The organism is Streptomyces sp. NPDC021749 (assembly GCF_040640655.1).
Taxonomy (GTDB): Bacteria; Actinomycetota; Actinomycetes; order Streptomycetales; family Streptomycetaceae; genus Streptomyces.
This window is the reverse complement of the sequence record NZ_JBFACE010000010.1, coordinates 41378-60722: the sequence shown is the minus strand read 5'-3', so window position 1 is coordinate 60722 and position 19345 is coordinate 41378. Positions and strand designations below refer to the sequence as shown.

Annotated in this window: 15 protein-coding genes, 1 pseudogene and 1 riboswitch; of the genes and pseudogenes, 6 read left to right on the top strand and 10 right to left on the bottom strand. The window is 71.8% G+C overall.

What is annotated here, in order from left to right; translation table 11 throughout:
• Positions 1-47: 47 nt before the first annotated feature.
• Entirely contained in the window at positions 48-245 is a 198-nt protein-coding gene (locus AB0G35_RS12630) for a hypothetical protein (protein ID WP_360947903.1), read from the top strand.
• Positions 246-365: 120 nt separating this feature from the next.
• Positions 366-1448: a PP2C family protein-serine/threonine phosphatase gene (locus tag AB0G35_RS12625; protein WP_360947901.1), complete on the top strand. Its 1083-nt coding sequence runs from the start codon at positions 366-368 to the stop codon at positions 1446-1448.
• 14 nt (positions 1449-1462) lie between these two features.
• Here AB0G35_RS12625 and AB0G35_RS12620 read toward each other — a convergent pair whose 3' ends face one another.
• The 3 genes from AB0G35_RS12620 to AB0G35_RS12610 all read right to left on the bottom strand — a co-directional run bounded on the left by AB0G35_RS12620 (position 1463) and on the right by AB0G35_RS12610 (position 4706).
• Positions 1463-2677, bottom strand: a complete 1215-nt coding sequence (locus AB0G35_RS12620; protein ID WP_360947665.1) for a beta-ketoacyl-[acyl-carrier-protein] synthase family protein — start codon at positions 2675-2677, stop codon at positions 1463-1465.
• A gap of 179 nt (positions 2678-2856) precedes the next feature.
• Entirely contained in the window at positions 2857-3735 is an 879-nt protein-coding gene (locus tag AB0G35_RS12615) for a serine hydrolase (protein ID WP_360947899.1), read from the bottom strand.
• Positions 3726-4706 (bottom strand): LysR family transcriptional regulator, encoded by a 981-nt coding sequence (locus AB0G35_RS12610; protein ID WP_360947663.1) that lies wholly within the window; start codon positions 4704-4706, stop codon positions 3726-3728. The genes AB0G35_RS12615 and AB0G35_RS12610 overlap by 10 nt, the downstream gene beginning before the upstream one ends.
• A gap of 85 nt (positions 4707-4791) precedes the next feature.
• On the opposite strand from AB0G35_RS12610, the gene AB0G35_RS12605 reads away from it, so the two are divergent.
• Both AB0G35_RS12605 and AB0G35_RS12600 read left to right on the top strand, forming a co-directional pair.
• Positions 4792-5769: a PHB depolymerase family esterase gene (locus tag AB0G35_RS12605; RefSeq protein ID WP_360947661.1), complete on the top strand. Its 978-nt coding sequence runs from the start codon at positions 4792-4794 to the stop codon at positions 5767-5769.
• Between the two features lie 48 nt (positions 5770-5817).
• A pseudogene (locus tag AB0G35_RS12600) lies at positions 5818-7229 on the top strand (penicillin-binding transpeptidase domain-containing protein); the annotation flags it as partial.
• A 165-nt stretch (positions 7230-7394) separates the two neighbouring features.
• On the opposite strand, the gene AB0G35_RS12595 reads toward AB0G35_RS12600, so the two are convergent.
• Positions 7395-8051 (bottom strand): response regulator transcription factor, encoded by a 657-nt coding sequence (locus AB0G35_RS12595; RefSeq protein WP_360947659.1) that lies wholly within the window; start codon positions 8049-8051, stop codon positions 7395-7397.
• On the bottom strand, positions 8036-9295 hold the full coding sequence (locus tag AB0G35_RS12590) for a histidine kinase (protein ID WP_360947897.1): 1260 nt from the start codon (positions 9293-9295) through the stop codon (positions 8036-8038). The genes AB0G35_RS12595 and AB0G35_RS12590 overlap by 16 nt, the downstream gene beginning before the upstream one ends.
• A 161-nt stretch (positions 9296-9456) precedes the next feature.
• Between AB0G35_RS12590 and AB0G35_RS12585 the strand changes: the two genes are divergently transcribed.
• Complete coding sequence (locus AB0G35_RS12585; RefSeq protein ID WP_360947657.1) at positions 9457-9954, top strand: hypothetical protein; 498 nt, start codon at positions 9457-9459, stop codon at positions 9952-9954.
• Positions 9955-10018: 64 nt separating this feature from the next.
• On the opposite strand, the gene metE is transcribed toward AB0G35_RS12585, so the two are convergent.
• From metE to AB0G35_RS12565, 4 genes are all read right to left on the bottom strand, one after another.
• Positions 10019-12343 (bottom strand): 5-methyltetrahydropteroyltriglutamate--homocysteine S-methyltransferase, encoded by a 2325-nt coding sequence (gene metE / locus AB0G35_RS12580; RefSeq protein ID WP_360947656.1) that lies wholly within the window; start codon positions 12341-12343, stop codon positions 10019-10021.
• A gap of 153 nt (positions 12344-12496) precedes the next feature.
• Positions 12497-12716, bottom strand: a riboswitch (cobalamin riboswitch).
• Between the two features lie 14 nt (positions 12717-12730).
• A complete protein-coding gene (locus tag AB0G35_RS12575; RefSeq protein ID WP_360947655.1) occupies positions 12731-15316 on the bottom strand; it encodes a SpoIIE family protein phosphatase in 2586 nt (861 codons plus the stop codon).
• A 77-nt stretch (positions 15317-15393) separates the two neighbouring features.
• Positions 15394-16032, bottom strand: coding sequence for a signal peptidase II (lspA, locus tag AB0G35_RS12570; protein WP_360947654.1), 639 nt, complete (start codon positions 16030-16032; stop codon positions 15394-15396).
• A gap of 108 nt (positions 16033-16140) precedes the next feature.
• Entirely contained in the window at positions 16141-17589 is a 1449-nt protein-coding gene (locus AB0G35_RS12565; protein ID WP_360947653.1) for a glyceraldehyde-3-phosphate dehydrogenase, read from the bottom strand.
• A gap of 369 nt (positions 17590-17958) precedes the next feature.
• Between AB0G35_RS12565 and AB0G35_RS12560 the strand changes: the two genes are divergently transcribed.
• Positions 17959-18390, top strand: coding sequence for a VOC family protein (locus tag AB0G35_RS12560; protein WP_360947652.1), 432 nt, complete (start codon positions 17959-17961; stop codon positions 18388-18390).
• A 68-nt stretch (positions 18391-18458) separates the two neighbouring features.
• Here the strand turns inward: AB0G35_RS12560 and AB0G35_RS12555 are convergent, their stop codons facing one another.
• Positions 18459-19325 (bottom strand): dienelactone hydrolase family protein, encoded by an 867-nt coding sequence (locus AB0G35_RS12555; protein WP_360947650.1) that lies wholly within the window; start codon positions 19323-19325, stop codon positions 18459-18461.
• Positions 19326-19345 lie beyond the last annotated feature (20 nt).

Genomic DNA, 19345 nt, shown 5'->3' with positions numbered 1-19345 from the left:
CGCAGGCTGCTCCTGTAGGTGCCCCAGCCGTGGGGAGCAGCACGACCATGCGCTACGAATTCCGTGTGACCGGTGACGTCTCCCGTCTCCTGACCGAGGCGTTCCCCGAGCTGGAGACGGAACCGGTCCCCCGGCAGACGTCGTTCTTCGGCACGGTCACGGACGAAGCCCAGCTGTTCGGACTCCTCGCCCGCTTCCAGGACCTCGGGCTACGCGTCGAGGAGATGCGCCGCCTGCCGGAATGAGGGACCCTGCCCGGCATGAGGGCCCTGCCCGGCCGCACTCGGGGCAGTGGTCCCGTTCTCTCCGGTTCGCGAGCGCGGCCCGGCCGCAGGAGAGGCGCGGTGAAAGTCCTGCACCCCACGCTGACGAAGGTGCCGTGGATGCTCGCGGCGCTGGTCCTCATGGCCGGCGTCCTGCTGGACCTTCTCGCGCCCGAGCCGTACACGGGGCTTCCGCTGCTGGCCGCCGCTCCGCTCATCGCGGGTGCCACGCTGTCCTTCCGCTCGGCGTTCGCCGTCGTGTGCGTCACGTGTGTGGTCTCGGTGGCGGTGGACGTCGAACGGGAGCGCCCGGCGACGCCGTTGCTCGTCGACCTGGCCGTGGTCGGCCTGGTCGGTGTGCTGGCCCTCGTGGTCAACCGGCTCATCGTGCGGCAAGGGCGTGACCTGGCGCGGGCCAGGGACGTCGCGGAGGCGGTCCAGCGGGCGGTGCTCCCGGATCCACCGCGGGAGGTCGGGCCGGTGGCCGTGGCCGCGGGGTACACGGCGGCGCAGGCCGAGGCGCGGATCGGGGGCGATCTCTACGCGGTGCAGGAGACGCCCTTCGGAGTGCGGGTGATCATCGGGGATGTGCGGGGCAAGGGCATCGCGGCCGTCGCCGCGGTGTCGGTGGCGATCGGAGCGTTCCGCCAGGAGGCCGAGTACGCCCCCACCCTGGCCGCGCTGTCGCAGCGGATGGACGAGGCGCTGGCCAGGGAGGCGGCCCGGAGCGGCCCGCTGATCTCGACGGAGGGCTTCACCACCGCGGTGCTGGCCGAGGTCTCCGCCGACGGCGAGGTGCTGAACCTGGTGAACCGCGGGCATCCTCCGCCGTATCTGCTGCACGGCGGCCGGGTCGTGCGGCTCGACCCGACCGCGCCACAACTGCCCCTCGGTGTGGGACTGGGCGATCTCGCTCCGGCCGGCTCCGTGCCGGTCGATGCCGTACGGCTGCCCGTGGGGGCCTCATTGCTGCTGGTGACCGACGGCGTCACCGAGGCGCGCAACGGCCGGGGGACGTTCTACGACCCGGTCTCCTCGGAGCGCCTGCACCGGCGGTTCGAGGGCCCCGAGGAGCTGGTGGAGACCCTGACGGAGGACGTCGGCCGCTGGACGGAGGGCGCGCACGAGGACGACATGGCCATCCTGGTGCTCACCCGGCGCGGCCGTCCGCCCCGCACCGTCTGATCACCCGGCCGACCTCAAACGGTCAGGACGAGGCTGACGTTGTGGCCGCCGAAGCCGAAGGAGTTGGCGAGCGCCGCATGCCACCGGCCGGTCCGGTTCTCGCCCCGCACCACGTCCAACTCGACCCGGGGATCGAGCCGTTCGAGGTTGCGTACGGCCGGTGCCACACCGTCCCGGAGGGTGAGCAGCGCCGAGAGGGCACCCACCGCGCCGGAGGCGCCGAGCATATGACCGGTCATCGACTTGGTCGCGGTGACCGGGGCGTGGTCCCCGACGGCGAGGCCGATGGCCTGCGCCTCGGCCAGATCGCCGGACTCGGTGGAGGTGGCGTGCGCGTGCACATGGCCGATGTCCCGGGGGCTCACCCCGGCGTCCCGTAGTGCGGCGTCGATGGCGTGCACCTGGCCCTCCGTGTGGGAGGCGGTGATGTGGTCCGCGCTGGACGTGATGCCGGCACCGGCCAGCGTGCCGTAGGTGCGGGCCCCCCGGGCGCGGGCGAACTCGGCGCGCTCCAGCACCATCAGGCATCCGCCCTCGCCCATGACGAAACCGCTGCGGGCCGCGTCGAAGGGCCGGGAGACGGACTCGGGATGCTCGTACTGGGTGGAGAGCGCCTTCATCTGGGCGAAGGCGGCGAGGGTGAAGGGGTGCAGGCAGGCCTCCACGCCGCCGGCGACCACCACGTCCGCCCGGTCGGCGCGGAGCAGGTCCAGGGCCATGGCCAGGGCTTCGGCGCCGGAGGCGCAGGCGCTGACCGGGGTGCGGGCGCCGCCCTGTGCGCCGAGGTCCATGCTCACCCAGGCGGCGGGGCCGTTGGGCATGAGCATGGGGACCGTGAACGGGGAGAGCCGGCGGGCGCCGGACGTCTCGAAGAGGTCGTCCTGGCCGAGGGTGGTGAGCATGCCGCCGGTCCCGGTGCCGATGACGACGGCGAGCCGTACCGGGTCGACGTCCGGGGCGCCGGCGTCCTGCCAGGCCTCACGGGAGCTGACCAGGGCGATCTGTTCCACGCGGTCCAGCTTCCGCGCCTCCGCCCGGGGCAGCGCGGCCGCCGGATCGTCGGCAAGCCCGGCGGCGATGTGGACCGGCAGGTCCACGGCCCACTCCTCGTTCAGGGCCTGCACACCGGACTTCCCCGCCAGCAGGCTCGCCCAGGTCGACGGCGCGTCACCGCCCAAGGGCGTTATCGCACCGATACCGGTCACCAGCACCTGCTCCATCGCGGCCATCCCTGCTCCTTTAAAGGCCATAGGAAACTGACAAGGTCTACGACGACCCCTGTCGATGATGTCAGTGACTGACCAGCGGAAAGATCGGGAAGTCGACCGATTCGGAGACCTGCGAGTTATGGGATATGAACAAGTAAGGTCCAGACAAAGGCCGGGAAGCGGCCGAGGGGAGAGACCCGCTACGGGGCCCGCAAGGCATCGACGGCGATGCGGGCGGCGGTGCCGATGACGGCGTCGGCCGCGGGGAGGGTGGCGGCGGTGTTGGCGGTGCGGGTGAAGACGGCGACGGCGTAGCGGCCGCCGTCGGGGTACTCGACGACGCCGACCTCGTTGCGCACGGTCGGCAGACTGCCGGTCTTGCCCGCCACGTGCACGTCGTCGAAGGGGAAGCCGGAAGCCATGCGGTGCGGCCAGACCTGGAGGCCGAGGACGCGGCGGATGGCGGCGCCGTGCTCGGGCGTGCAGGCCTCGTCGCGCCAGACGGCCCCGAGCAGGCGGGTCATGTCGCGCGGAGTGCTGCGGTTGGTGCGCGCCGGATCGAGGGCCCGGAGCCGGGTGATGACGTGCGGGTCGGTCAGTGCCCCGGCGCCGCCGGGGCCGGCGTCCTCGCGTATGGTCGCGAGGAGTTCGCCGAAGGTGTGGACGGCGTGGGTGCGTGGGAGGCCGAGTCGGGCCGTGACGCGGTTGACGGCGTCGAGGCCGACGCGGCCCAGCAGGAGGTCGGCGGCGGCGTTGTCGCTCACCGCCATCATCAGGTACGCGACATCGCGCAGGGACATCCGGACGGGGTCGAGCATCGCGGCCAGCCCGGTGGGACCCGCGGTGCGGCCGGCCGGCGGGCAGTCGACCTGTTCGCCGAGGTCCAGCGCGCCCGCGGCGGCCAGCTGGTGCAGGGTGACGAGCAGACAGAGTTTGTGGACGCTGGCGGTGCAGACCAACTGGTCGGCACCGGAGCCCAGTTGGGCGCCGGAGTCGATGTCGAGGGCGTGCAGCCAGCCGGTGACGCCGGCTTCGGTGAAGGCCGCCTGGATGCGGGCGGAGGTGTCGGTCACAGCCAGTACTCCGATGCCGGGCGAAGGTGCAGCGGTCGCGGGGGCGCCTCGGCCCGCGCCCCGGCGGTGGTGCGCAGCGCGTGCGTGGCCGCGTCCGCGAACGCGCCGACGGCGGCGTCGCCACGGCCCTTCGGCCAGGCGACGGAGTGCCGCCAGGCCAGCGGGGCACCGGCCAGCGGACGCCATACGACACCCGGTCCGGCGTCCGCGCCCACGTCGCGGACGTCCGCGGGCTGGGTGTCGTACGGGCCGAAGGCCACCGCTCCGGCGGACAGCACCAGGCCGCGGACGAAACTCGCGCCCTGCCCGTGCCGGACGGCGGCGGGGGTGAAGCCGTTGCGGGCGCAGGTGGTCAGCAGGTCGTCGTACAGCGCGGGGGCACTGCCGCGGGGGAAGAGGATCAGGTCGTACCCGGTGAGCGAGGCGAGCGGCACCTCGTCGAGGGCGGCCGCGGCGGCGCTGCGCGGCAGCAGCACGCCCAGCTCGCGGCGCAGGACCGGGCCCAGTTCCAGACCGGTGACATCGCAGGGGTGGTGGATGACGCCGACGTCCAGGTCCTGCGCGGCGAACCGGGCGAGTTGCTGGGTCGTGGACAGCTCGTGCAGCTCCAGTTCGAGACCGGCTTGGCGCCGCGGGAAGTCCGCCAGCACCGCGGCGACGGTCTCACCGGCGAGGTCGGGCAGCAGGGCGGCGCGCAGCAGGCCGGTCTCGCCGTCCCGGATGCGGCGGGCGGTGGCCATGAACGCCTCGGAGCGGGCGAGGAGTTCCCGTGCCTCGGCCAGCAGCAGCGTCCCAGCCTCGGTGATCGTCACCTGCCGGCTGGTGCGCTCGAACAGCCGGACCCCCAACTCCCGCTCCAGCCGCTGGATCCGCTGCGACAGCGGCGGCTGGGCGATGCCGAGAAGGGCCGCTGCACGACCGAAGTGTGACTGTTCTGCAACAGCCACGAAGCACTCCAGATGCCGAACCAGGTCCATGACCAGTAACCATATCGGTAATTGATGAATTCAAGATCGATATCGGTCTTGGACAGGATGGGGTGGGCATTGCTCTCCTCGGGGCATGGACGCCCTCCCCACATGCCGCCGCGGCCGCCTCCTGCGCGCCTGGTACCTCGCACTCGCCCTGCTGCTCGGAGTCGCCGTCGCCGGTTGCGGCACGACCGGGCAGCCGGATTCACCGGCCAAGGCCGCCGGCTCGCCGGCCCCTCATCAGGCCGGCACCCACGAACAGCTGCGGGTGGACGGCCGTGCGCGGACCTACCTGCTGCACCGCCCCACCACGCACGACGCCCGGCCCCGCCCCCTGATCATCGCCTTCCACGGCCGCGGCTCCACCGCCTCGTACCTGCGTGAGCAGAGTCGCCTGGACGCGGACCCCAGGGCCCGCGGCATGCTGATCGCCTATCCCGAGGGCCTGGGCAAGCTGTGGGGCGCCGGGACCGGGCGCACCGCACGGCGACCGGACCCGGATCTCGACGTACGGTTCACCACAGCACTCATCGACGAACTGGTCCGCACGGAGCGGGCCGATCCGAAGCGGGTCTACGTCGTCGGGTTCTCCAACGGCGGCTCGATGGCCCTGCGCGTGGCGGCCGAGCACCCCGGACTGCTGGCGGGGGCGGCCGCGGTGTCCGGCGAACTCCCCACGGGGAACGCCGTCGTCAAGCCCACCGGATCGGTCCCCCTCATGATCATTTACGGCGCCGACGACCCCGTGCGCCCGCTCGCCGGAATGCCCAGCCCCTCCCCCGCCCCCGCCGGCGAGGAACCGGTCACCCCGACCATGTCGGCCCGGGACAGCGCCGCGGCGTTCGCAGCAGCGGGCGGGGCGGCGGACCGCTCGACCACGAAGGCCGAAGCGGGCTACGACCGCACCGTGTGGCGCCTCAAGGCCCCCGGAGCGACCGTCCAACTCCTCGTCATGCACCACGCCGGACACAGCTGGCCCGGCTCGCGCATCAAGCCACCGGCGGGCTTCGGACGCACCAGCACCGCCCTGAACGCGACCCGCACGATCCTCGACTTCTTCCGCCTCTGAGCAACGACGGTCCGGCCGGCCCGCTCCCCCCGGCGGGCCGGCCGACCCCGCACCACCAGACCCGCCACGGCCGGGGAAGTGCTGCGCAACTTCACCGCCGGGCTCGACATCCGCCATCCGACGCTCACGGCCTCTGCGGCGCCCACCCGGGCCGAGGACGACACCGTCGTCGTCCCCTTCACCGCCACGATGCCGATAGCCGACCTCGGCACCTGGACGTACACCTCGAAGCTTCCGCTGCGTCAGCAGCACGACGGCAGCTGGAAGGTGGACTGGACGCTGTCGGTCGTCCACCCGCGGCTCAGCGGGACCAGGAAGTTCCACCTCGCACGGGAGGACACGGGCGCCGCCCCGGAGGTCACCGACCGCAGGGGCGCAACCCTGTCGGGCGCCGGGTTCCCGTCGCTGAGCCCCGTCCTCGACCAGCTCGACGCCGGCACGGGCGGCGGCGCTCCGCGCGGGGCGATCCAGCTCGTCGACCGGGTCACCGGGAAGGCCGAGCGTACCGAAGCCACCTTCGGGAAGAAGCCCGGCCAACCCGCCCGCCGGCCCGTCCGTACGACGCTCGACGCCACCTGGCAGCCGCCGCGGAGAACGCCCTCGCCTCCGGGGCGCACGGCAAGAACGCCTCGCTCGTCGCCCTCCGGATCGACAACGGCGAGATCCTCGCGATGGCCAACTCCCCGTCGTCCGGCTTCAACCGTGCCGTCTCCGGCACCTACGCGCCCGGCTCCACCTGGAAGATCGTCACCAGCAGCGCCCTGCTGCTCAAGGGCGCGGTCGCACCCTCCGACGTCGTCGACTGTCCCAAGTACCTCATGGTGGGCAAGGAGTTCCACAACGTGGAGACCTCCGAGCACCGCAACGCGACCTTCCTGAAGGACTTCGCCGAGTCCTGCAACACCGCCTTCATCAGCCTGCGCGGCAAGCTCGGCGACCGGGAACCGGGCGACGTCGCCGGGAAGTACTTCGGTGTCGGCCAGAAGTGGCACCTCGGCATCGCCTCGTACGACGGGTCGGTGCCGGCGCCGCGCGACCAGACCGAGAAGGCCGCCTCGATGATCGGGCAGGGCAGGAGCCAGGCCAATCCGCTGATCATGGCGTCGGTCACCGCCACCGCGGTCTCCGGCACCTTCCACCAGCCCTCGATCACCCGCGGGAACCGGGACACGACGACCACCACACCGCTTCCGCCGAAGGTCGTCACCCAACTCCGCTCGATGCTGCGCGCCACCGTCACGGACGGTACGGCGCGGGTCCTGTCCGGTCTGCCCGGCGCCATCGGCGCGAAGACCGGCACCGCCGAGGTGTCCGAGGACGCACCCAACAACGGCTGGCTCGCGGCCCATCGCGGCAATATCGCCGTCGCCTGCGTGGTCGAACAGGGGGTGACCGGCGGCGGCTCCGCCGGTCCCGTCATCCGCGACCTGCTGACCGCCGTTCCCGCCGATCCCTCATGACGGACGATCCCTCATGACGGACGCTCGCTCATGACGGCACCGGCTGCGCCGCTCAGAAGTCCCGTCCGTCCGCGACCGGGTTGCAGGCCTCGTCGCGCCACCACCGGCCGGCCGTGGAATTCCTCGGTGCGCTGATGTCCGTACGTCCAGGCTCCCCCTTCCCCCTCAGACCGCCTGGGACGTGTTCAGATAGGCGAGGACCGCGAGGACGCGGCGGTTGCTGTTGTCGTCATCGGTGATGCCGAGTTTGCCGAACATCGAGGTGGTGTACTTGCTGATGGCGCTCTCGCTGAGGAAGAGCCGCTGGCCGATGGCCTGGTTGGACAGCCCTTCGGCCATCAGGGCGAGCACGGAATGTTCGCGTTCGGTGAGCCGCTCCAGGCGTCGGTTCGAGGAGCCGTTGGAGAGCAACTTGGCGATCACGGCCGGGTCCATCGCGGTCCCGCCCCCGGCAACGCGTTCCAGGGCGTCGATGAACTGATCGGCGTCGAAGACGCTCTCCTTGAGGAAATAGCCGATGCCGCCGGCACCGTCGGCCAAGAGCTCGCGCGCATAGAGCTGTTCCACGTGCTGGGAGAGGATCAGCACCGGCAGCCCGGGCAGTTCGCGGCGGGCGGCGAGGGCCGCCCGCAGTCCCTCGTCCGACTGTGTCGGCGGCATACGGACATCGACGACGGCAACATCCGGCCGCCGGGTCAGCAGCGCATCGAGCGTCTCGGGTCCGGTGGACGCGGTCGCCACCACCTGGTGGCCGTACGCCTCGATGAGGCGGACCATCCCGTCACGCAGGAGGTAGAGGTCTTCGGCTACAACGATTCGCATGGCACCACCATTGTTGCGCAGGTCGGGCCGCCCGCCGGACTGCTGATCTCCAGGGTGCCGTCGAAGACCGCGAGACGGCGGCGCAGCCCCGCGATCCCACCGCCGGCGCGCTCGCCGGCTCCGCCGCGGCCGTCGTCCGCCACCTCGACGACGAGACCGGTGCCGTCCAGGGCGAGGGAGATCCGTGCCCGGGTCGCACGGGCGTGCTTGACCGCGTTGGTCAGCAGTTCGGCGATGCCGAAGTACACGGCGGACTCGATCGGCGGGTCCAGGCGGAGCTGGAGGTCGGCGCTGACCTCCGCCTCCAGCGGGCTGTCCAGGGCGAGGGCGCGCACAGCATCGATGAGCCCCCGCTCGTTGAGCACCGGCGGGTTGATGCCGCGGACCAGTTCGCGCAGCTCGGTCAGTGACGTGGCGGCGCCGGCCCGTGCCTCCCGCATCAGTTTCCTGGCCCGGTCAGGGTCGGTCTCCATGAGCTTCTCCGCGGTCGCCAGGGAGAGCCCGAGCGAGACCAGGCGGGCCTGCGCCCCGTCGTGCAGGTCCCGCTCGATCCGGCGGATCTCGGCGGCCTGGGCGATGGTCGTGTCCGCGCGCTGGGCCGTCAGCACGTCCACCCGGTCCGCCAGCGCCATCGCGGGCGACGGACCCAGGAAGCGGACGGCCACCGGCACGACGGGCCGCCAGGCGTACGGGGCGCCGGCGACGGCCGCGACCAGAGCGAGCACTCCGGCCAGGCGCGCGGGGAACGTCGATTGGCCCAACCCGAGGACCGCGGCGGCCACCCCGGCCGGCGGAAGCGCAGCGACCAGGCCCGCGGTGAACGGCACGATCCCCGTGAACCGCAGGTCGCGCCGGTTTGCCGGGTCGCTCCACCTAAGCCGCCACCGCTGGTCCAGGAGGGCATCGCGGCTGGTGCGCTCGTAGGAGAAACCGTTCCACCAGAACCCGGTGGACAGTTGCGTCACCGCCCCCGCCTGCCGGTACCCGGCGGGAATGACGGCGCCCGTCCACCGCCCGACGAGGAAGCGGAACATCCGGCAGACCGGGCGGGTCAGGGTGAGCGTGCCCACGCACACCAGCACGAACGGCGCCACCCACGACCACGGGTTCCCCGCCCCCCACCAGATCCCCAGTGCCACGGCGGCGGCCCACGCGGCCGGGACCAGCATGCTGACGACCGCCACCACACACGCCCGGACGAAGCCCACCCCGGCACTCGCCGACCACGACCCCAGTTTTCGCATGACCATTCCCACTCGTCCTTCTCGCTTCGTCATCAGTGCTTCCACTGTGCGCTGAGAAAAGCCTGGTCCCTGCCAGTTCGGCCCGGTAGTGGGTCTGGCCCCACTCACCCGTACGTCCAGGCTCATACCGCGCCGTCCGTGCGCTCCCTAGCGTCGACACCATGACGACGACCCGAAGCACGAACGCTCGCCCCACGAACGACAGCAGCGCCCACGGCCCGGGAACCACCGGCCGGCCCACGGCCGCTGCGGCCCACCTCAACCACCCCCGCACCCGGCGGACCTTCCGCACGGCGCGGAACCTCGTCGCGGCCTACGGTGCGCTCAGCGCCGCCGTCCTCCTCACGGTCGCCGTCCTCGCGCTCACCGGCCACCCGGTGACCTCGTTCATGTGGGGCCGCTCGGGCGGAGTGCTCGCGAGCGCCGCAGTGATCTACTGGATGACCGTCCTCGCCGCACGGGGAACACGGTGGGCCTATCTCCGCGTACGCATCCTCTCGGTCCTCATGCCGGTCGTGATCGTCGGCGTCGACATGATCCCCGGCATCTGTCCGCTCTGGTTCGCCCTGGCCCAGGCCGCCTCCGCCCTCCCCCTGGCCGCAGCCGCGTTCCTCAGCAACGGATCCCGACTGCGGGCCGGATTCCCCAAGCGCTCCTAGGGAAGAGCCCCACGTCCGGCACTCCCGCCGGGGAGGCCGGACGTGGGGCTCGCTCATCGGATGCTCAGGAGGAGTCTGCGACCAGCATGGCGCGGATGTTGCGGGCCGTGGTGACGAGGTTCTCCAGGGAAGCACGTACTTCGGCCCAGCCGCGGGTCTTCAGGCCACAGTCCGGATTGACCCACAGCCGCTCCGGCGGGAGGGCCGCAAGTCCCTTGCGCAGCAGGGCCTCCACCTCGTCGACGCCGGGGACGCGGGGAGAGTGGATGTCGTAGACGCCCGGTCCGGCCTCACGGGAGTAGCCGGTCCCGGCGAGTTCGCCGGCGATCTGCATATGGGAGCGGGCGGCCTCCAGGCTGATGACGTCGGCGTCGAGGTCCTCGATGGCGGCGAGGATGTCGCCGAACTCGGCGTAGCACATGTGGGTGTGGATCTGGGTGTCCGGGCGTACGCCGCCGGTGGTGAGCCGGAACGCCTCGGTGGCCCAGGCCAGGTACGCGGCGCGAGGGCCGGGGCGCAGCGGCAGGGTCTCGCGCAGTGCGGGCTCGTCGACCTGGATGACCGAGGTGCCGGCCGCCTCAAGGTCGTTGACCTCGTCGCGCAGGGCGAGTGCCACCTGGCGGGCGGTGTCGGCGAGCGGCTGGTCGTCGCGGACGAAGGACCAGGCGAGCATCGTGACCGGGCCGGTGAGCATGCCCTTGACGGGACGGCCGGTGAGCGACTGGGCGTACCGGGTCCAGCGCACGGTCATGGGCTCGGGCCGGGCGATGTCACCCGCGAGGATCGGCGGGCGGACGTAACGGGTGCCGTACGACTGGACCCAGCCGTGCTGGGTGGCGAGGTAGCCGGTGAGCTGCTCGGCGAAGTACTGGACCATGTCGTTGCGTTCGGGCTCGCCGTGCACCAGGACGTCGATCCCGGTCTCCTCCTGGAAGGAGATCACTTCCTGGATCTCGGCCCGGATGCGCTCCTCGTAGGCGGCGGCGTCGATGCGGCCGGCCCGCAGGTCGGCGCGCGCGGTGCGCAGTTCCCCGGTCTGTGGGAAGGATCCGATGGTGGTCGTCGGGAGCAGCGGCAGCGAGAGGTGGGCCCGCTGCGCGGCGGCCCGCCGGTGGTACGGCTGTGAGCGACGGGTGTCCCGGTCGGTGACGGCCGCGGCCCGGGCACGTACGGCAGCAACGCGGGTGATCGGCGAAGCGGCACGGGATGCCAGGTCGGCCCGGTTGGCGGCGAGTTCGGCGGCGATGGCCTGCGTACCGCGGCGCAGACCACGGGCCAGGGTGACGACCTCGGTGGTCTTCTGCCGGGCGAAGGCGAGCCAGCGCAGGATCTGCGGGTCGATGTCGTGTTCGGCGGCGGTGTCGAGGGGGACGTGCAGGAGGGAGCAGGACGCGGCGACGTCGACGTGGCCGGCGAGTCCGAGGAGGGTGCCGAGGGTGGACAGCGACTTCCCGAGGTCGTTGATCCAGACGTTCCGGCCGTTGACCACGCCGGCGACCAGCCGCTTGCCGGGCAGTCCGCCGACGGCGGCGAGATCGTCGAGGTTCGCGGCCGCGGCCTCGGTGAAGTCCAGCGCGAGCCCGTCCACCGGGGTCCTGGCCAGTACGAGCAGCGCGTCGCCGAGCCGGTCGAAGTAGGAGGCGACGAGCAGTCGGGGCCGGTCGGTGAGACTGCCGAGAGCGCGGTAGGCGCGGGCGGCGGCACTGAGCTCGGCGGGGGCGCGGTCCTGCACGAGCGCGGGCTCGTCCAGCTGCACCCACTCCGCACCGGCGGCCCGCAGGTCCGCGAGCACCTCGGCGTACACGGGCAGCAGCCGGTCGAGCAGCGTCAGGGGGTCGAAGTCCGCGGCCACGCCGGGCGCGGGCTTGGCCAGGAGCAGATAGGTGACCGGACCGACCAGCACCGGGCGGGGGCGGTGGCCGAGCGCGAGGGCCTCGCGCACCTCGGCGACCTGCTGGGCGGAGTCGGCGGCGAAGACCGTGCCGGGGCCCAACTCCGGCACCAGATAGTGGTAGTTGGTGTCGAACCACTTGGTCATCTCCAGCGGTGCGACGTCCTGCGTGCCGCGGGCCATGGCGAAGTAGCCGTCCAGGGCGTCCGTCTCGACGGCGGCGCGGTGGCGGTCGGGGATCGCGCCGACCATGACGGTGGTGTCCAGCACGTGGTCGTAGTACGAGAAGTCGCCGGTCGGGACCTCGTCGATGCCGGCGTCCGCCAGTTGCCGCCAGTGGGTGCGGCGCAGTTCGGCGGCGGTGGCGCGCAGGGCGTCCGCGCCGACGCGGCCCTTCCAGTAGCCCTCGACGGCCTTCTTCAGTTCCCGGTTCTGTCCCTGACGGGGGTAGCCGTACACGGTAGCCCGTGCTGCTGCGGCTGGGGTCCTGCTGGTCACGGAGATCTCCTTCGCGAGATGAGTCCCTGAGGTCCCGGGGACGGGACGAGCGCGCGAAGGGGTGACGGACCGGAGGGCACGGCCCGCGGCCGTCCGTTCGGTCTGTACGCCGACCCGCCCTCGAAGGTCACCGGGATGTCCGCGCACGGGCGGTCCCGCACGCGGGCAGGTGGCAGGTCTTCGGACTCGCGGGCGCGTCCTCACGACGTGAGGACACCTACTGGCCGTCGCTTCCCAGACCCGTCCGGGCCCAGTGCGTATGACGGCGGTCGTTCCCGCTCACCGCTGCGGGGCAGTCCCGGATTCCCACCGGGTTCCCTCTTGCGACGCGCCTGCCTGGCGGACAGGGCGAACCAGCTGCCCGACCAGCCTAGCGCGCCCTCGGGGCTATCGGGCGGTGGCTGCCGGTCGGTATTCGGCCAGCAGGAGGGCGATGTCGTCGGCGCGGTAGGAGGAGCGCTGGGCGTGGTGGAGGAGGCGGTCGGCGAGTTCGTCGAGGGAGTCGGCCGGGGCGTGCGCCATGGAGCTGCGGAGGTGGTCGATGCCCACGTCGATGGGGATGCCGCGTTCTTCGACCAGGCCGTCGGTGTAGAGGGCGAGCGCGGAGCCGGGTGGGAGGTCCAGGGAGGTCTCGGGGTAGTCGCTGGCGTGGTCCACGCCGAGGAGGGGACCGGTTTCCAGGTCCAGTACTTCGGTGTGTCCGTCGGGGTGGCGGAGCAGGGGCGGCGGGTGGCCGGCGCGGACCGCCAGGGCACGGTGCCGGGCGGGGTCGAGGTGGAGGTAGCAGCAGCTGGCGAGGAGGCCGGTGCCGAGGTCGATCAGGGTGCGGTTGGCGCCCGCCAGGACGTCGCCGGGGGCGTGCCCCACCGCGACGAACGCCCGTACCGCGCTGCGGAGTTGGGCCATGGTGGCGGCTGCGGCGATGCTGTGTCCCTCGACGTCGCCGATGACCAGGGACACGCCCCGGGTGGTCGGGATGACGTCGTACCAGTCACCGCCGATGTCCATGCCGCTGGTGCAGGGGAGGTAGCGGGCCGTCGTCCGCAGGTCGGGGAGTACGGGCAGCCGGTGGGGCAGCAGGGCCTGTTGGAGGCCGCGGGCGAGGGCGAACTCGGAGTCGTAGAGCCGTGCGCGTTCCAGTGCCTGGGCGATCAGTCCGGCGAGCGCGGTCAGGACGCTGCGGTCCTTGGGCGTGAAGCGATGGACCTCGTCGAAGCCGAGGACGCAGGTGCCGACGGGGCGGCCGGAGGCGATCAGCGGGAGGTACGCCCAGGAGTTCACGCCGCCGATCGGGATGCCGGGGTAGCCCTGGGAGAGGCTCTGCTGTGACTCGATGAAGAGCGGGATGCCGGAGGTCAGGGTTTCGGTGCCGGGCAGCGGCGCGTGCAGCGGCATGCCCTCCAGCCAGTCGAGGAAGTGTTCGTGGTGGCCGGTGTGGAAGATCAGGTGCATCGTGCCGTCACGGACCGAGTAGAGGGCGAGCTGCTGACCGCCGAACGCCGGGAGGAGCTGCTCGGCGACGACTTCGCAGACCTGGTGGGTGGTGACCGCCTCGGTCAGTGCGCTGCCCAGTTGCAGGACGTGGTACATGACGCCCAGGCGGGCCGGTGCGGCGGCCGCCGACACAGCCGTCGCGTGGGCCGGCGGAGTCGATGACGCTCCGGCCGGCGGGGCGGGCCGGGGTGGTGCGGTTGCGGCGGGTGGCGCGGCGGGCTCGGGGGAGGCGGCCGGGCGGCCGGTGGGGACGACCCGGCCGGTGACGCCGTTCGGGTCGGGATGGAGGGAGAAGGCGAGCCACTGGTCGGGCGGGCGGCGGACGAGGAAGGACGTCGGCGTCTGCGAGATCATCGCGGACCGGTGCTGGTACTCGATCGCCGGATCGGACAGCCACGGCAGGGCGTCCCACAGGCACTGCCCGATCACCTCCTCGCCCTTGACGTCCAGCAGTTGCTCCAGGCTGCGGTTGGCGTAGCTGACCCGGCCGTCGGGGGTCAGGGAGAACAGTCCGTCCCGGAGGCGCTCGACCGCCGCGGCCGCCGCGCGGCCGGCCCGTGCGTCGATGACCACACCGACGAGGTGGGCGCGCGCCCGGTCGTCCGGCAGATCGGGCACCCGGCCCCAGAGCGCCACGCTGTGGTATCCCTCGCCGCTGCCGTGCCCCTCACCGCCGCCGTCCGTGCCGCCGCCCGGCCCGGCGCCCGCGGCCTCGCGTACGCGCAGCGGCCGGGACGTGATCCGCCCCTCGTCGGACGCCGCGCGGAAGGCGGCACGGAACGCGGCACGGTCGCCGGGGTGGAGACGGGCGGCCAGGGTGCCCACCCGGTCGTCGAAGGTTTCCGGGTCGAGGCCGAAGATCGCGCAGAACTCGTCGTCCGCGGTCAGGGCACCGGTGGCCAGGTCCCAGTCGAACAGGCCGGCCCGGACCGCGGGGGCGGACGGGGCGGGGGACTCGACCGGGGCCGTGTCCGGATCGCACTCCAGGGGGTCGCCGGTACGGGCGCGGAAGGCTGCCAGGGAGGCCCCGAGGCGGTTGGCGAGGGCCCGCAGGTGGCGGCGCTGGGTCTTGGTCAGCCCGCCGCTGCCGGGCGGCGCGGCCCAGACGACCGCGAGTGCCCCGAAGGTCTCCCCGCCCGCCCCGACCGGTACGGAGCAGGAGCCGAAGGCGTACGGCAGGGCCACCGCGAGCTGGGGGAAGCGGCGCATGGTCTCGTCGGCGTCGGTCAGATGGATGGTGCGCCCGGAGCCGTACGCCACGGCGACCGGTATCGGGCTGCTCACCGGAATCAGGCTCCAGCCGCCCAGCAGGGACGGCGGCACCCCGCAGGTCGCGGCGAGCACGAGGGAGCGCCGGTCGCGGGAGCGCAGGAAGACGCTCCCGGCGTAGGCACCCGGCCCCTGAACGGCCTTGACGACGGCTGCCGCCAGCAGGTCGTCACGCTCCGCCGTCTCCTCGCGCACGGTCGACCGGCCCATACCTCCAGTGTGCGCAGAGGCGGGCCCGGCGGCCCAGGTGGTGACCCCGTGCGCCGCCCCCGTCACCGAGGGTGCGGTCAGGGCCGGGCGGGTGCGGCCGCGTCCTCGTCATGCGCCCCTTCGCGGACGTTGTTCAGCTCCCACCCTCGGAACGAGAAGAACACGATCAGGACGCCCCCGCAGACGATCGCCCAGTCGGCGAGGTTCATCACGCTGAAGCCGCGGACGGAGATGAAGTCGACCACCGCGCCGCGGAACCGGCCGGGCGCGCGGAAGAGACGGTCCGTCAGGTTGCCCAGGGACCCGCCCAGCAGGAGGCCCAGGGCGATCGCCCACGGGACGCTGTAGAGCCGGCGCGCCAGGCGAACGATCGCCAGGGAAACGGCCACCGCGATCACCGTGAAGACGATGGTGCTCGCGCCGCCCATACCGAACGCCGCACCGGAGTTGCGTGTCACGTCCAGCTGCAGCCAGGTACCGATCACGTTCACCGGTGCCTGGTGCTCCAGCTTCGCCACCACGGCCAGCTTGCTGACCAGGTCGACCGCATAGGCCAGGCACGCCACCGTCAGGAGGAGGAGAATCCGCCGTTGTCCTGCGGCCTCCGCTGCCCCGCCCCCGCTCTCGCCACGCGCCGTCGCGCCCCGCCCCGATTCCGTCACGCCCGTCCACCCCTCGAAGTCCGTTGTGCCGCTTCTCCGTTGTACCGCTGCCATGATCGCCCATGCCGGTCCACCGCTCCGCGGAAACACCGCCGGCCTGCCTTCCGGGAGACCGGAAGACAGGCCGGATCAGGGCGACCGGAGAGATCCGGTCCGCGGGGGTCAGACCGCCGGCGGCACCGGGTAGGTCGGGTACTCCACCCCGGAGACGTGCTGGACGACGCGGATGACCTGGCACGAGTAGCCGAACTCGTTGTCGTACCAGAGGTAGAGGATCGCGTTGTCGCCGTCGACCTTGGTGGCGCCGGCGTCCACGATCGAGGCGTGGCGCGATCCGATGAAGTCGCTCGACACCGCGTCGGGGGCGCTGGTGAAGTCGATCTGGCGCTTGAGCGGCGAGGCCAGCGATACGTTGCGGAGGTAGTCGAGGACCTCCTCGCGGCTGGTCTCGCGGCCGAGCCGCAGGCTCAGGATCGCGATCGAGACGTCCGGCACCGGCACGCGGATCGAGCTACCGGTGATCGGCGCCTTGAGGTCGGGCAGCGCCTTGGCGACGGCGGAGGCCGCGCCGGTCTCGGTGATGACCATGTTGAGCGGCGCGGAGCGGCCGCGGCGGTCGGCCTTGTGGTAGTTGTCCAGCAGGTTCTGGTCGTTGGTGAACGAGTGGACGGTCTCCACGTGACCGCGCAGCACGCCGTACTCGTCGTCCATCGCCTTCAGCGGCGGGACGATGGCGTTGGTGGTGCAGGACGCGCAGGACAGGATCTGCTCGTCCGGCTTGATCATGTCGTGGTTGACGCCGTGCACGATGTTCGGGACGTCACCCTTGCCCGGGGCGGTCAGGACGACCTTCTCGACACCGGGGCGCAGGTGCTTCGACAGGCCCTCGCGGTCCCGCCACTTGCCGGTGTTGTCGATGAGGATGGCGTCCTTGATGCCGTACGCCGTGTAGTCGACCTCCGAGGGGTCGTTGGCGTAGATCACCTTGATCGCGTTGCCGTTGGCGATGATCGTGCTGTTCGCCTCGTCGACGGTGATCGTGCCCTGGAACTGGCCGTGGATGGAGTCACGGCGCAGCAGCGAGGCCCGCTTGACGAGGTCCTGCTCACCTCCCCCACGCACGACGATGGCACGCAGCCGCAGGCCGTTGCCCGAGCCGGCCTTCTCGATGAGCAGGCGGGCGACGAGACGGCCGATGCGGCCGAAGCCGTAGAGGACGACGTCGCGCGGTGCGCTGCGCTCGATCTTGTCGGCACCCGTGGCACCGGCGACGGCCTCGGCGGTGAACTCCGCCACCGAGAGACCGCGGTCGTCGGTCTTGTACATCGCGGCGAGCATGCCGAGGTCGATCTGGGACGGACCGAGGTCGAGCGTGGTGAGGGCCTGCAGGAACGGCATCGTCTCGGTGACCGAGAGCTCCTCACCGGCGATCTGCCGGGCGAACCGGTGCGTCTTGAGGATGCTGACCACCGACTTGTTCACCAAGGAGCGGCTGTGAAGCAGGACCGTGACGTCCCGCTCCCTCTGCAGCTTCCCGATGATCGGGATCATCGACTCCGCGATCTCCTCGCGGTTCTTCCAGTTGGTGAACGAGTCGTCGTTGACAGTCACAGGTTTATCTTTCGAGCTAGGCGGTGCTCATATGCTAACCCCTCGTCTTTTTGATCATTCAAGCGGTCCCGCCTGAACGGGATCCCGCCATCGACCCCATGACCGACCGAGGGATCAAATGTCCTACTTTGCGAAGGAAGTGCATGACCTTTGCGGGAAACGACGTTGCATCGGCGGCCGATGATCATTAATGTCTGCCGGGTGACTGCCGGGTCGGCCATGGGCCATTCATCAGTGAGGCTCCCGGCCTCGGCGTGAGCCCGAGGCGGGCACGAGCCCCGCCCCCCTTTCTCCTCGTCTTACCTCGCTCCCGGCGCCCCCACGCGGCGCCCAGAACCAGCACTTCCCAAGACCTGGAGACATTCATCCATGCCGTACGACCAGCAGCCGCATTCCGCCACGTCCGAGCTGCCGACGACCATCGCCCAGCTCAACCACACCGCCGTCTACGCCAGTGACCGCCACCTGTCGGCCGAGTTCCTCGCCGCGATCCTGGGCGTCAAGGTCGGCGCACCGTTCGGCCCCTTCCTTCCCGTCGATCTCGGCAACGGCGTCACCCTCGACTACTACGAGAAGCGCGACGAACCGATCCAGTCGCAGCACTACGCCTTCCTCGTACCGGACGCGCAGTTCGACGCCATGATCGCCCGTCTGGAAACGGTCGGTGTCACCTACTTCGCCGACCCCCACCACACCGAACCCGGCCGGATCAACCGCCTCTTCGGCGGCCGCGGCGCGTATTTCACCGACCCCGACGGCCACAACATGGAGATCATGACCCGGCCGTACGCCCGCCCGTAGGCAACTCGTCCACTGCCGGCCCGGATTGCACCGGGCCGGCACGGCGGCCCCCCACGGGGCCAGCCTCCCTAAGTGGCCGGCGTCTCCGTCGCGGCGGTGGGGGTGGTGCCCCTCCCCTCCAGCAAGCGGTTGCGGAACAGGTCGAGTACGCCGTCCAGGGCTGCGCGGGTCGGCTGGCCCGGTTCGTCGATGAGGTGCTCGGTGAGCACGGAGTGCGGCCGCAGCACGGCATCGGGGTTCGCGGCGTCGTCGTCGAGTTCCACGGCGACGAACGCCTCGCCGAGTTCCCGGCGCAGGAAGGCGAACCGGTCCCCCGGCACCAGCCGGTCCGTGCGGAAGCGCAGCCCCATGACCTGAAGGCCGTCGCGTTCGCAGCGGGTGCGGACGGCGGCGAGGTCTTCGCGGGAGATGTCGATCCCGGCGGACCGGCTCCTGGTGAGGGGCAAGGGCAGGGAGGGCTGGGACAGCACGGGGGCCACGAGGCGGTCGTCGACGGCCATGGCCAGGGCGAAGCCGCCGGTGAGGCACATGCCGACGGCCCCGACGCCGGGACCGCCGCAGCGCTGGTGCTCATGGGCGGCCAGCGCCCGTAGCCAGGTCACCACGGGGGAGGACTTCCCGGTGGCCAGCGTGGTGAATTCGCGGCTCACACAGACCTTTCCCATGGACGAGGCCACGTACGTAACGGACTTGAGCCGACGGCCGGCCGCGAAGTCGGCAGGCCGGCCGGGCGTGCCGAAGAGCACCGGGAGCACGGCGGTGCAGCCGATCGCGGCCACCCGTTCTGCGAAGTGCAGCACCTTGGGCGTGATCCCCGGTATTTCCGCCATCACGATCACCGCCGGACCGGTACCGCGCCGCAGGATCTCGCGGGTGACTCCGTCGTGGGTGAAGGTGTCGCGGTCGAAGCCGGTCGGGTGGTCATCGGTTGCCATGGGGCCCATCCTGTCCTGGT

Excerpts from the sequence above, each read along its gene's own strand:
- AB0G35_RS12555 (WP_360947650.1), bottom strand. The coding sequence starts at position 19,325 with ATGGCAACCGATGACCACCCGACCGGCTTCGACCGCGACACCTTCACC.
- AB0G35_RS12595 (WP_360947659.1), bottom strand. The coding sequence starts at position 8,051 with ATGCGAATCGTTGTAGCCGAAGACCTCTACCTCCTGCGTGACGGGATG.
- AB0G35_RS12585 (WP_360947657.1), top strand. The coding sequence starts at position 9,457 with ATGACGACGACCCGAAGCACGAACGCTCGCCCCACGAACGACAGCAGC.
- AB0G35_RS12575 (WP_360947655.1), bottom strand. The coding sequence starts at position 15,316 with ATGGGCCGGTCGACCGTGCGCGAGGAGACGGCGGAGCGTGACGACCTG.
- AB0G35_RS12620 (WP_360947665.1), bottom strand. The coding sequence starts at position 2,677 with ATGGCCGCGATGGAGCAGGTGCTGGTGACCGGTATCGGTGCGATAACG.
- AB0G35_RS12560 (WP_360947652.1), top strand. The coding sequence starts at position 17,959 with ATGCCGTACGACCAGCAGCCGCATTCCGCCACGTCCGAGCTGCCGACG.
- AB0G35_RS12630 (WP_360947903.1), top strand. The coding sequence starts at position 48 with ATGCGCTACGAATTCCGTGTGACCGGTGACGTCTCCCGTCTCCTGACC.
- AB0G35_RS12605 (WP_360947661.1), top strand. The coding sequence starts at position 4,792 with ATGGACGCCCTCCCCACATGCCGCCGCGGCCGCCTCCTGCGCGCCTGG.
- AB0G35_RS12610 (WP_360947663.1), bottom strand. The coding sequence starts at position 4,706 with ATGGACCTGGTTCGGCATCTGGAGTGCTTCGTGGCTGTTGCAGAACAG.
- lspA (WP_360947654.1), bottom strand. The coding sequence starts at position 16,032 with ATGGCAGCGGTACAACGGAGAAGCGGCACAACGGACTTCGAGGGGTGG.
- AB0G35_RS12590 (WP_360947897.1), bottom strand. The coding sequence starts at position 9,295 with ATGCGAAAACTGGGGTCGTGGTCGGCGAGTGCCGGGGTGGGCTTCGTC.